This is a genomic window from Hydrogenophaga sp., from assembly GCF_018780075.1.
Lineage (GTDB): Bacteria > Pseudomonadota > Gammaproteobacteria > Burkholderiales > Burkholderiaceae_C > Hydrogenophaga.
The window spans coordinates 1-11,068 of sequence record NZ_JADMKB010000024.1 but is presented as its reverse complement, the minus strand read 5'-3'; the positions used below and the strand labels follow the sequence as shown (position 1 = coordinate 11,068).

Sequence of the window (11,068 nt, the reverse complement as noted above, 5' to 3'; positions counted from 1 at the left end):
GTGCCGTCTTCGTCGCGGTAGCTCCAGCTCTCGCCGCTGGCCTTCTTCTGCGCCTCGTGGTAACTGCGCACGCGGCGCGCAGCCGATTCCAGGGCGTCGCGCTGGGCGGCGGGCAGGCCGTCGAAAGCCGCTTTGAGTTCGGCCTGGGTCAGCTCCAGCGACTTCAGACTTTCGGCACTCAAGCCATCAAAGCGCGCCGTGTATTCCAGCACCGCCGCATCGCCACGCCGCTGCACATCGGCCAGGATGTCCGCCACGCGCTGCTCGATCGCGCTGTCCGTGTCCGCCGACCAATGCAGCCGGGCCGCAAACTGCGCCTCGAAATCGGCCGAGGTGGTGGACAGACGGAGGGGCGCGGCGGTGAGGCTCATGACGGAATGGCGTTTTTTTGAATGGCGTTGGAGAAGGCGTCGAGGATGGGGCGGATGGCGGCCTGTTTGAGCTTGAGTGCGGCCTGGTTGACGACCAGGCGCGAGCTGATGTCCATGATGCGCTCGACCTCGACCAGCTGGTTGGCCTTGAGCGTGTTGCCGGTGGACACCAGATCGACGATGGCGTCGGCCAGGCCGGTGAGTGGCGCGAGCTCCATGCTGCCGTAGAGCTTGATCAGGTCCACGTGCACACCCTTGCTGGCGAAGAATTCGCGCGCAATGGTCGTGTACTTGGTGGCCACCTTCAGGCGCGAGCCCTGGCGCACGGCCGAGGCGTAGTCGAAATCGGCGCGCACGGCCACGCTGACGCGGCAGCGCGAGATGTTGAGGTCCAGCGGCTGGTACAGGCCCTGGCCACCGTGTTCGATCAGCGTGTCCTTGCCGGTCACGCCGATGTCGGCGCCGCCGTGCTCCACATAGGTGGGCACATCGGTGGCGCGCACCAGCACGACACGCACGCCGGCCTGGTTGGTGGGCAAGATCAGCTTGCGCGACTTTTCCGGGTCTTCCAGCACCTCGATGCCAGCGGCTGCAAGCAGCGGCAGGGTCTCATCGAAGATGCGGCCTTTGGAGAGGGCGAGTGTGATCATTTGATGCGTTCTATATCGGCGCCGATGCCGCGCAGCTTGGCTTCCATCTGGTCGTAACCCCGGTCCAGGTGGTAGATGCGGTCGACGATGGTCTCGCCCTCGGCCACCAGGCCGGCGATCACCAGGCTGGCGGAAGCGCGCAGATCGGTCGCCATGACCGTGGCGCCCTGCAGCCTGTCGACACCCTCGATCACCGCCACCTTGCCGTCGGTCTGGATGTGGGCACCCAGGCGCACCATCTCGTTGACGTGCATGAAGCGGTTTTCAAAGATGGTTTCGGTGACCTTGCTGGCACCCTGGGCGATGCAGTTGAGCGCCATGAACTGCGCCTGCATGTCGGTGGGGAAACCCGGGTATTCGGTGGTCCGGAAGCTTTGCGCCTTCATGCGGCCCGAGGCACGCACGCGGATGAAGCCATCGCCCGGTTCGATCTGCGCACCGGCTTCCCGCAACTTGTCGATCACCGCGTCCAGGTGCTCGGCACGCGCATGGCGCAGGATCACATCGCCCCCCGTGGCAGCGACCGCACACAGGAAGGTGCCCGCCTCGATGCGGTCGGCCACCACCTGGTGGTGACCACCATGCAGGCGGTCCACGCCCTGGATGCGAATCTTGCTCGTGCCGTGGCCTTCGATCTTCGCGCCCATGGCGATCAGCATCTCGGCCAGGTCGGGAATCTCGGGCTCCTGCGCCGCGTTCTCCAGCACCGTCTCGCCTTCAGCGAGCGTGGCGGCCATGAGAAAGTTCTCGGTGCCGGTCACCGTGACCATGTCGGTGGTGATGCGAGCGCCATGCAGTCGCTGGCGCCCCTGGGGCAGGCTGGCGATCATGTAACCGTGGTCCACCGTGATCTCGGCACCCATGGCCTGCAGGCCCTTGATGTGCTGATCCACCGGCCGCGAGCCGATCGCACAGCCGCCGGGCAGCGACACCTTCGCGCGACCAAAGCGCGCCAGCAGCGGGCCCAGCACCAGCACCGACGCCCGCATGGTCTTGACGAGCTCGTAAGGCGCTTCGGGGTTGAGCGTGTCGGGCGCCTGAAAGCTCATGCCACCGCGTTCGCCATGGGTCTCGGTCCTCACGCCCATGTTGTCCAGCAGCAGGCGCATGGTGGCCACGTCGCGCAGGCGCGGCACGTTGGCCAGGTCGACCTGTTCGTTGGTCAGCAATGTGGCACACAGCTCGGGCAAGGCCGCGTTCTTGGCGCCCGAGATGGTCACTTCGCCATTGAGAGGGCGTCCGCCCGTGATGCGCAGTTTGTCCATGGTTCGGTGCTCTTCAAGGTTGGGCCGCCCATTCGGCGGGGGTGTAGGTTTTCATGGACAGCGCATGCACCTCGTCGGTCTTGATGCGCTCGCCCAGCGTGGCATAAACGCGCTGGTGGCGCGCGATGAGGCGCTTGCCCTCGAACTCGGGCGAGACGATCACGGCGGCCCAGTGGCGGCCGTCGCCCGTGACCTCGATGTGCTCGCAGGTGAGACCTGCGGCGATGAGTTGTTGCAGTTGGTCTGAAGTCATGGGCTTGAGGAGGTCAATGGCGGATCTTGTACCCGGTGCGCAGCAGGTGCAGGGAGATGGCGCTGACCACCGCCAGCGCGACGCTCACCAGCCCCAGGCTGATCCAGGGCGACACATCGCTCACCCCGAAGAACCCGTAGCGGAAGCCGTCGATCATGTAGAAAAACGGGTTGAGGTGGCTCACACGCTGCCAGAACTCGGGCAGGGAATGGATCGAGTAGAACACGCCCGACAGGAATGTCATGGGCACGATGACAAAGTTCTGGAACGCGGCCATCTGGTCGAATTTCTCCGCCCACAAACCAGCGATCAGACCCAAGGCGCCCAGCAAGGCTGCGCCCATGAAAGCAAAGACCAGTATCCACAGGGGGGCTTCAAACGCGGGCCGGGCAAACCACCAGGTGGCCAGCATCACGCCCGCGCCCACCGCCAGGCCCCGCACCACCGACGAACCCACATAGGCCACGAACCAGGCGCGGTGCGACAGCGGCGTGAGCAACAGAAAGACCAGGTTGCCCATGACCTTGCTCTGGATCAGCGAGGAGCTGCTGTTGGCGAACGCATTTTGCAGCACGCTCATCATCACCAGCCCGGGCAGCAGGAAGGCGGTGTAGTTCACCGTGTCATAGACCTGCACCCGGCCTTCGAGCACATGGCCAAAGATCATCATGTACAGGATGGCAGTGATCACCGGTGCGGCGACGGTCTGGAAACCGACCTTCCAGAAGCGCAGCACCTCTTTGTAAAACAGCATCTGCCAACCGGTCACGCGGCCACCTCTTCCTGTGCCCGGCGGGCCACGTTGCTGCCTTCGATGATGTCGAGGAACACATCCTCCAGATCGGCCTTGCGAATTTCAACGTCCTCCACCCGCACACCGGACTCGCGCGCACGGGCCAGGACTCGCTCGACCGCCAGCGCGTCGTGGGCGGCCAACTGCACCACGCGGCCGGTCACACGGGCCAACGCGGCCAGATCGTCGGGCAAGGCGTCGTCGGTCTTGAAGCGCAGCACGTTGGAGGCCGCGCGCCGCAACAGCTCGGAGGTTCGGTCCAGCGCCACCACCTCGCCGCGGTTGAGCATGGCGATGCGGCCACACAAGGCTTCGGCCTCTTCCAGGTAGTGCGTGGTGAGCAACACCGTGCTGCCCTGCTTGTTGAGCTGGCTGATGAAGTGCCACAGCGTCTGCCGCAGCTCCACGTCCACGCCGGCGGTGGGCTCGTCAAGCACGATCACCGGTGGCTTGTGCACCAGCGCCTGTGCCACCAGCACGCGGCGCTTCATGCCGCCGGACAGCTGGCGCATGTTGGCACCCGCCTTGTCGGCCAGGCCCAGGCCAGCGAGCAGCTCGTCGATCCAGACGTCGTTGTGGCGGATGCCGAAATAACCGGACTGGAACCGCAGCGCCTCGCGCACATTGAAAAACGGGTCAAACACCAGCTCCTGCGGGACCACGCCGAGCGCGCGACGCGCGGCCTGGTAATCGGTCTGGACGTTGTGGCCGTGCACCAGCACCTGGCCACCGGTCGCGCGGGCCAGACCGGCGAGCACGCTGATCAGCGTGGTCTTGCCCGCTCCATTGGGACCGAGCAGGCCGAAGAACTCACCCGGCTGGATGTCGAACGACACCTGTTTGAGGGCCTGCAGCTCACCACGGGCGGTGGCATAGGTCTTGGAGACGTTCTGAAAGGAAACTGCGGGCATTGAGGGAGGGGGCCGGAGCACCAGACACGGGCAGGACATCTGCTCGCGGGTGAGCCCTCGATTTTAAGCCGCAGCGGCGGACGGCGCTGAAGCCGTCGGATCAGGCCGGCAACAACTCCGCCACGCCGTACAGCGCCACCAGCGCCTTCAGGCGCTCAGGCATGCGCAGGACCTGCAGCGACTTGCCCTCGGCCAGCAGCCCGTTGCGCAATTCCAGCAACACCGCCACCGCCGAAGTGTCAAACACCCGCATTGGCGCGGCGTCCAGCGCCACCGTCGGTCCCGCCTGCTGGGTGAGCAACGGCTTCAGCCTGAGCAGGGTCTGGGCAGATCCCTGCAGCGTCAATTGCTCGGGCATCGGAACGGAAACGACGGGGCTGGACGTGCTCATGGCTGGATCAGCTGGCCTTGGCGGCTTTGTTGCGCTGCACCAGGTTGGCGATCAGGCCGTCGATGCCTTTGGTGCCGATCTCCTGCGCAAACTGGCTGCGGTAGTTTTCCACCAGCCAGGCACCCAACACGTTCAGGTCATAGATCTTCCAGCCTTCGGGCGTCTTTTCCAGCCGGTAGTCGAGCTGGATGGGCTCGCCACGGCCACGCACCTCCGTGCGCACCACGACCTCGGTGTCTTCGGGCTTGGACCGCATCGGACGGAAACTCAGCGTCTGGTCCTTGACTTCACCCAGAGCGCCCGCGTAAGTGCGCACGAGCAAGATCTTGAACTCGTCCTGAAGCTGCTTTTGCTGCTCCGGCGTTGCCTGGCGCCAGAAGCGGCCCACGGCCATCGAGGTCATGCGGGAGAAATTGACGGTGGGCATGATCTTGGCATCCACCAGCGCGACGATGCGGTTGATGTCGCCCTTCTGGATCGCCGGGTCGGCCTTGACCGAGGCCAGCACATCGCTGGAAATGCGCTTGACCAATGCGTCTGGCGCCTCGACCTCTGCAAACGCCAGCGGGCTGGCGAGCATGGCGGCGGCGGTGATCAGGCTGGAAATCCAGTGGCGGCGTTGCATCATTTCAGTTCCTTTCGTGGCGGCGGTTCAGCGTGATACCAAACTTGTGTGCCGCTTGAGACCGGGACTGTACGTCACCGGTCACCGGCATTTGTTTCGGGGGTGTAATTCTGTCGTATCGCTTTGTTGTCAGTCGGCAGCGTCTTTCAGACCGATGCCTTTGTCTTTCAGGTCATCGATCTGGCTTTCGCGGCGCTGCAGGTACAAATCGCGCGTGAAGCTGTATTTGTCCAGCGCCGCACCTTCCAGCAAGTTGGTGGCACGCAGCAGGTTGGCGCGGGTTTCGACCGCGCGAAGGACGTAGAGCGAATTGCGCATCGGGATGTCGGACAGGCCTTGAACCAGATCCCCCCGGGACTCGATGCTGAACCCCGCGGCATCGCGGATCGAAGATGGGCCAAAAAGCGGCAACACCAGATAAGGGCCCGACGGCACGCCCCAACGACCCAGCGTCTGACCGAAATCGAGGCGCGTGCGTTCGAGGCCCATCTCGGAGGCCACATCAAACAGGCCCGCCACACCGAACACCGTGTTGACGTTGAAGCGCAGGAAGTTCTCGGCCGCTTCACGGGGCCGCAATTGCAACGTGGCGTTGATGAACGACCACACATCCCCCAGGTTCTGGAAGAAGTTGTTCACGCCCGTGCGCACCGGATCGGGTGTGATGTCACGGTACACGGTGGCCACCGGCTTGAGCACCGCGCCGTCCACCGCGTCGTTCACGTCGGTCATGCCGCGGTTGAACGGCTCCAGCGGGTCGCGCGGGTTGGCATTGGGACCGCTGGCGCAAGCGGCCAGCGTGGCCACCGACGCCAAGACCAACAAGCGACTGAACCAAGGGAAGGGTCGGGTCACGTGGTGCATCTTGTTCCTCTCCTGAATCACTCCGTGCAGCACAGAGTTGTCGTCGTCGCTCACTGGGCTTTTTGCTCGCCGCCGTCGGCCGCCTTGTTGTACAGGAACTGCCCGATCAGGTTTTCCAGCACCACGGCAGACTGCGTCTGGGTGATCACGTCGCCGGCCGCCAGGTTCTTTTCGTCGCCACCCGGCTCAAGCCCCACGTACTGGTCGCCAAGCAGACCAGCGGTCTGGATCTTGGCGGACGAATCCTTGGGGAAATTCAGGCCCTTGTTGATTTCCATCGTGACCAGGCCCTGGTAGGTCTGCGCGTCCAGTGTGACGCTGGTCACGCGACCCACGTTCACACCCGCCGAACGCACCGGCGCGCGGGACTTCAGGCCGCCGATGTTGTCGAAACGCGCCTGCAATGTGTAGGTGTCTCCACCGCCAGCAAAACTGCCGAGGTTCGCCGCCTTGAGGGCGAGGAAGAGCAGTGCCAGCAAGCCGAGCACGACAAACAGGCCAACCAAAATCTCAGTGCTTTTCTTGTTCATGGGTTCTCCGGTAGCGGAATCAGGGTGTCGAGAACATCACGGCGGTCAGGATGAAGTCCATGGCCAGCACACTCAACGATGCGGTGACCACGGTTCGGGTGGTGGCGTACGCCACCCCCTCTGGCGTGGCTTCGGTTTCATAGCCTTGGTACAGCGCCACGGCGGTACAGATCACGCCGAAAACGAAACTCTTCACGACGCCGTTGCCCACGTCGCGCCAGACATCCACGCCGTTTTGCTGGATGGACCAGAAGTTGCCGGCATCGATACCGATCAGCAGCACCGCCACCACGTAGGCACCCAGGATGCCGACGGTGGAAAACAGCGCGGCCAGCAACGGCATGGAAATGACGCCGCCGAGGAAACGGGGCGCCAGCACCCGCGCTTTGGGGTCGATGGCCATCAACTCCATCGCGGCGATCTGCTCGCCCGCCTTCATGAGGCCAATCTCGGCGGTGAGCGAGGTGCCCGCGCGCCCGGCAAACAGCAAGGCCGTGACCACGGGCCCCAGTTCGCGGACCAGGGACAGGTTGACAATCAACCCCAGCGACTCGGCCGCGCCGTAGGTGGTCAATGCGTAGTACATCTGCAGGGCCAGCACGAACCCGACCGACAGCCCCGAGGCCATGATGATCACCAGAGACCGGTTGCCGATCGCGTTGATCTGATCCATCACCAGGCCAAACCGGCGCAAGGACACAGGCACGGCCTTGAGCAGGTCGAGGAAGAAAAGGGCGCCATGGCCCCATCGGCCCAATTGGCCAAGCACGGTCTGGCCCAGTGTTTGCAGAAAGTTCATGCAGCGGCCCTCGGACCAAAATCTTCGGCCACCGATTGCGCCGGATAGTGGAACTTCACCGGCCCGTCCGGCTCACCCCGCACAAACTGACGCACCTCAGGCTCATCGCTGGCCATCAGCTCGGCGGGCGTGCCCTCAGCGACCACGCGGCCACCGGTGGCCAGCAACACCACCCAGTCGCTGATCGCCATGCACTGAGGCACATCGTGCGAAATCAGCAACGTGGTGGCGCCCGTCACATCGGTCAGCGTGCGAATGAGCTTGGCCGCCACGCCCATGGACACCAGGTCCAGGCCGGCGAAAGGCTCGTCGTACATGATGAGCTCGGGGTCGAGCGCGATCGCTCGGGCCAGGGCCACCCGGCGGGCCATGCCACCAGACACCTCGCTGATGCGCAAGCTGGCCGCACCGCGCAGACCCACCGCATTGAGCTTCATCAGTACGATGTGGCGAATCAGCGTCTCGGGCAGGTCGGTCATTTCCCTCAGGGGGAAGGCCACGTTGTCGAACACCGAGAGGTCGGTGAACAGCGCACCGAACTGGAACAGCATGCCCAGACGGCGGCGCAGGCGAAACAGCTGGGCCTTGTCGCCCGCGTTGACCACTTCGCCATCAAAGACCACACGACCGCTGTTGGGTGCGTGCACCCCACCGATCAGGCGCAGCAGGGTGGTCTTGCCGCAGCCCGAGCCGCCCAGCACCGCGGTGACTTTGCCACGAGCGAACTTCAGGGAGATATCGTTGAGAATGGTTCTCCGGCTGTCGTAGCCAAAGGTCACATGATCAATGTCGATGAATGGGGTGTCGCTCATGGGGCCAGAAAAAATGACTGCGCATTGTCGCATGAGGGTAAATCCCATTCCGGACCACAGCCCATCGACCCCAAGGAGCGGCGTCCTAAAACCCAGGATGCGGTGGAACCGGCTCCGCCGGGCCACTCGCATCGCCCCCTGAGGGGGTCGCGCGCAGCGCGGCGGGGGTGGACTTCATTCAGCGCGGCAGGTCGGAGCAACCCATCAGGAACTCGTCCACCGAGCGCGCGGCCTGGCGACCTTCCCGGATGGCCCAGACCACCAGGCTCTGGCCACGGCGCATGTCACCGGCCGCAAACACCTTGGGCACGTTGGTGATGTAACCGCCGGTAAATTCCGTCGAGGCCTTGGCGTTGCCGCGCGCGTCCTTGTCCACGCCAAAGGCGTCGAGCACGGTGGCAACCGGGTTCACGAAACCCATGGCCAGCAGCACGAGGTCGGCCTTGTATTCCTTCTCCGTGCCGGCCACTTCCACCAGCTTGCCGTCCTTCATCTCGATGTGCACGGTCTTGAGACCGGAGAGCTTGCCGTTCTTGCCGATGAACTCTTTGGTGGAGATGGCGAACTCGCGCTGGAGGATGCCCTTCTCGGCGCTCTCGTCATGGCTGGAACTGGTGCGCAGTTTCAGCGGCCAGTAGGGCCACACCAAGGGCTTGTTCTCCTGCTCGGGCGGCTGCGGCATCACCTCGAACTGGGTCACGCTGACGGCGCCGTGGCGGGTGCTGGTGCCCACGCAGTCGGAACCGGTGTCGCCACCGCCGATGACGATGACGTGCTTGCCGTCCGCGCGCAGCTGGCCCTTGAGCTTGTCACCGGCATTCACCTTGTTCTGCATGGGCAGAAACTCCATGGCGAAGTGCACGCCATCGAGTTCACGGCCGGGCACGGGCAGGTCGCGGCTCTGCTCGGAGCCACCGGTCAGCAGCACGGCGTCGAACTGGGCCTGGAGGTCGTCGGCGCTGATCACCGTCTTGGCGTCGTTCGTGACCTTGAGGCCCTCCGGCATCGCGCCGATCAGGGTGCTGGTCTTGAAGACCACGCCTTCGGCTTCCATCTGCGCCACGCGGCGGTCGATGTGGGTCTTCTCCATCTTGAAGTCGGGGATGCCGTAACGCAGCAGCCCACCGATGCGGCTGTTCTTCTCGAACACCGTCACGTCATGGCCGGCGCGCGCCAGCTGCTGGGCCGCGGCCAAGCCGGCCGGGCCGGAACCGACCACCGCCACCTTCTTGCCAGTCTTGTGCTTGGCCGGCTGCGGCTGCACCCAGCCCTCCGCCCAGGCTTTGTCGATGATCGCGTGTTCGATGGACTTGATGCCCACCGCGTCGCCGTTGACGTTGATGGTGCAAGCTGCCTCGCAGGGTGCGGGGCAGATGCGGCCCGTGAATTCGGGGAAGTTGTTGGTGCTGTGCAGCACGGTGATGGCGTTCTGCCAGTCGCCCGAGTACACGAGGTCGTTGAAGTCCGGAATGATGTTGTTGACCGGGCAGCCGCTGGTGCAGAACGGCGTGCCGCAGTCCATGCAGCGCGCGCCCTGGATCTTGGCCTGGCCGTCGTCCAGGGCAACCACGAATTCCTTGTAGTGCTTCAGGCGTTCGGCAACGGGCTTGTAGCCCTCTTCCAGACGCTCAAATTCCATGAAGCCGGTGACTTTTCCCATGATGTGATCCTGCGTGGGTATTGGTTTTTACTTGGCCGGGGCAGCTTGCTTCTTGGCGCTGCTCTGTGCCTTGCCCGTGGCGGATGCGGCGGCCTTCTTGGCGTTGATCTCGCCCAGCGCGCGCTTGTATTCGGTCGGGAAGACCTTCACGAATTTCGCGCGTGCCTCGGACCAGTTGTCCAGCAACTCGCGGGCGCGCTTGCTGCCCGTCCAGCGGTTGTGGTCTTCCAGCAGCTTCCTGAGCTGGGCTTCGTCGGTCTGGTCACGGTGCCAGACGGCCTTGTCGGTCGAGGCTTCCTGCTCGATGGCCGGCAGCACCTTGTCCAGGGCAACCTGGGCGGTGTTGCAGCGCTGGGCGAACAGGCCGTCTTCGTCGTAGACGTAGGCGATGCCGCCACTCATGCCGGCCGCGAAGTTGCGGCCGGTCTTGCCCAGCACCAGCACGGTGCCACCGGTCATGTACTCGCACCCGTGGTCGCCCGTGCCTTCCACCACCGCGGTGGCGCCCGAGAGGCGCACGGCGAAGCGCTCGCCGGCCACGCCGCTGAAGAAGGCTTCACCGGAGGTCGCGCCGTACATGACCGTGTTGCCCACGATGATGTTGCGGGTGGATTCACCGCGGAAGTCGATGCTGGGGCGCACCACCACGCGACCACCCGACAGGCCCTTGCCGGTGTAGTCGTTGGCGTCGCCGATCAGGTACAGCGTGATGCCGTTGGTGAGGAAGGCACCGAAGGACTGGCCGCCCGTGCCTTCGAGCTGGATGCGGATGGTGTCGTCCGGCAACCCCTCGGGGTGCACCTTGGTCACCGCGCCCGACAGCATGGCACCCACGGAGCGGTTCACGTTGCGCGCGCGCTCCATGAACTGGACCTTCTCGCCTTTTTCGATGGCGGCCTTGCTCTTGGCGATCAAGACGTTGTCGAGTGACTTTTCCAGACCGTGGTCCTGGTTCTGCGTGTGCAGGCGCGGCACGTCGGCCGGCACGTTCGGCGTCGCCAGCAGGCGGCTGAAGTCCAGGCCACGGGCCTTCCAGTGCTCAATGCCCTCGCGCATGTCCAGCAGGTCGGCGCGGCCGATCAGGTCGTCGAACTTGGCAATGCCCAGCTGGGCCATGATCTGACGCACTTCTTCGGCGATGAAG

13 protein-coding genes and 1 pseudogene are annotated in these 11,068 nt (G+C 64.5%); all 14 read right to left on the bottom strand.

Annotated features, from left to right (window positions below; all coding sequences use genetic code 11):
- A partial coding sequence (locus tag IV088_RS05790) for a histidinol dehydrogenase (protein WP_291098991.1) occupies positions 1–371 on the bottom strand: 371 nt, incomplete at its 3' end.
- On the bottom strand, positions 368–1,021 hold the full coding sequence (hisG, locus tag IV088_RS05785; RefSeq protein ID WP_291098988.1) for an ATP phosphoribosyltransferase: 654 nt from the start codon (positions 1,019–1,021) through the stop codon (positions 368–370). The genes hisG and IV088_RS05790, both read right to left, overlap by 4 nt.
- Positions 1,018–2,286, bottom strand: coding sequence for a UDP-N-acetylglucosamine 1-carboxyvinyltransferase (murA, locus tag IV088_RS05780; protein WP_291098986.1), 1,269 nt, complete (start codon positions 2,284–2,286; stop codon positions 1,018–1,020). Before murA ends, hisG begins: the two co-directional genes overlap by 4 nt.
- Before the next feature lie 13 nt (positions 2,287–2,299).
- Positions 2,300–2,539, bottom strand: coding sequence for a BolA family protein (locus tag IV088_RS05775; RefSeq protein ID WP_291098984.1), 240 nt, complete (start codon positions 2,537–2,539; stop codon positions 2,300–2,302).
- Positions 2,540–2,552: 13 nt separating this feature from the next.
- Complete coding sequence (locus IV088_RS05770; protein WP_291098982.1) at positions 2,553–3,308, bottom strand: ABC transporter permease; 756 nt, start codon at positions 3,306–3,308, stop codon at positions 2,553–2,555.
- The gene (locus IV088_RS05765; protein WP_291098979.1) at positions 3,305–4,243 is read right to left on the bottom strand and encodes an ABC transporter ATP-binding protein; all 939 of its coding nucleotides are present in this window, start codon (positions 4,241–4,243) and stop codon (positions 3,305–3,307) included. Before IV088_RS05765 ends, IV088_RS05770 begins: the two co-directional genes overlap by 4 nt.
- A 100-nt stretch (positions 4,244–4,343) precedes the next feature.
- Entirely contained in the window at positions 4,344–4,634 is a 291-nt protein-coding gene (locus IV088_RS05760; RefSeq protein ID WP_291098976.1) for an STAS domain-containing protein, read from the bottom strand.
- A gap of 7 nt (positions 4,635–4,641) precedes the next feature.
- Complete coding sequence (locus tag IV088_RS05755; protein ID WP_291098994.1) at positions 4,642–5,259, bottom strand: phospholipid-binding protein MlaC; 618 nt, start codon at positions 5,257–5,259, stop codon at positions 4,642–4,644.
- Positions 5,260–5,388: 129 nt separating this feature from the next.
- Positions 5,389–6,123: a VacJ family lipoprotein gene (locus tag IV088_RS05750; protein ID WP_291098972.1), complete on the bottom strand. Its 735-nt coding sequence runs from the start codon at positions 6,121–6,123 to the stop codon at positions 5,389–5,391.
- Between the two features lie 50 nt (positions 6,124–6,173).
- Positions 6,174–6,653: an outer membrane lipid asymmetry maintenance protein MlaD gene (gene mlaD / locus IV088_RS05745; RefSeq protein WP_291098969.1), complete on the bottom strand. Its 480-nt coding sequence runs from the start codon at positions 6,651–6,653 to the stop codon at positions 6,174–6,176.
- Between the two features lie 19 nt (positions 6,654–6,672).
- Entirely contained in the window at positions 6,673–7,452 is a 780-nt protein-coding gene (gene mlaE / locus IV088_RS05740) for a lipid asymmetry maintenance ABC transporter permease subunit MlaE (RefSeq protein ID WP_291098966.1), read from the bottom strand.
- Positions 7,449–8,264 carry an ABC transporter ATP-binding protein gene (locus IV088_RS05735; protein ID WP_291098963.1) on the bottom strand — a complete coding sequence of 272 codons (816 nt, stop codon included), beginning with the start codon at positions 8,262–8,264 and terminating at the stop codon, positions 7,449–7,451. Before IV088_RS05735 ends, mlaE begins: the two co-directional genes overlap by 4 nt.
- A gap of 178 nt (positions 8,265–8,442) precedes the next feature.
- On the bottom strand, positions 8,443–9,924 hold the full coding sequence (locus IV088_RS05730) for a glutamate synthase subunit beta (protein WP_291098960.1): 1,482 nt from the start codon (positions 9,922–9,924) through the stop codon (positions 8,443–8,445).
- Positions 9,925–9,951: 27 nt separating this feature from the next.
- A pseudogene (locus IV088_RS05725) lies at positions 9,952–11,068 on the bottom strand (glutamate synthase subunit alpha); the annotation flags it as partial.